Raw genomic sequence first — 1,253 nt, 5'->3', positions numbered from 1 at the left:
GTTCATTGCAATGGCCGCAACGATGGCCGCACCTGTCCAGGCCGCCGACGATTCCCGCCACGAAGGTTTCGTTGAAGGTTCGAGCCTTAAACTCAACGCCCGCAACTACTACCTGAACCGCAACCGTCAGCAGCAGACTAACGACAACATCGAATGGGGCCAGRGTTTCCTCGGTCTCTTCGAATCGGGCTACACCCAGGGCCCGGTCGGTTTTGGCGTGGATGCCAACGCCATGCTCGGGCTCAAACTCGACGGCGGTGGCGGCACCGGTGGCTCGAGTATCCTGCCGATCAGCGATGACAGCGGCAAAGCACCGGGCTCGTTTTCAAGCGCTGGCGGTACCCTGAAAATGCGCGCCCTGGACACTGAACTGAAAGCCGGCGACCTGTTCCTGAACAACCCGGTGATCGCCGGCGGCATGAGCCGCATGCTGCCGCAGACCTTTCGTGGCGTCAGCCTGACCAACCACAGCTTCGACGGCTGGCTGATCGAAGGCGGCCAGGCGAGCTTCACCAAGCCTTACAACCAGAGCGGGCACCAGCGCATCGGGACGTCCTACGGCAAACTGGCGGACGGCGACAAAAGCCAGCACCTGAACTGGGCCGGTGTGGCCTGGAGCGGTCTGCCGGGCCTGACCAGCAGCCTCTATGCGTCCGAGCTCAAGGACATCTGGCACCAGTACTACTACGACCTGGACTACACCTACGCAGTCAACGAACTGGTCAGCTTCAATCCGGGCCTGCACTACTATCACACCCAGGACACCGGCGATGCGCTGCTCGGCAAAATCGACAACAACACCTACAGCCTGCACTTCACCGTGGGCGTCGGTAGCCACAGCGTCACCGCCGCTTACCAGCGCGTGAACGGCAACACGCCGTTCGATTACATCGCCCAGGGCGACAGCATCTTCCTCGACAACTCGCAGCAGTATTCGGACTTCAACGGCCCGAACGAGCGTTCGTGGAAGCTCAGGTACGCCTATGATTTCGCTGGCGTCGGTGTGCCGGGCCTGACCTCGGCCGTGTCGTATTCGCGTGGCACGCTGGACCTGAGCAAGGTCGACCCGAACAGTCGCGGTTATGCCAGCTTCTATAACGAAGCGGGTAAAAATGCCAAACACTGGGAGCGTGATGTCGATCTCAAGTACGTGGTCCAGGGCGGCACAGCCAAAGATCTGGCGCTGCGCCTGCAATGGGCCACCAACCGTGGCGGCAACGGCTATGGTGCGCTGGATACCGACACCGATGAAT

General features: G+C 61.2%; 1 protein-coding gene. It reads left to right on the top strand.

The window, feature by feature from the left end; all coding sequences use genetic code 11:
* The coding region (locus AC1DH9_RS29395; RefSeq protein ID WP_477809360.1) for an OprD family porin at positions 1-1,253 on the top strand (1,253 nt) is incomplete at both ends.

It is taken from the genome of Pseudomonas sp. 05T35 (assembly GCF_056396605.1).
The sequence above is the reverse complement of the archived record's forward strand: the minus strand, read 5'-3'. Positions and strand labels throughout refer to the sequence as shown.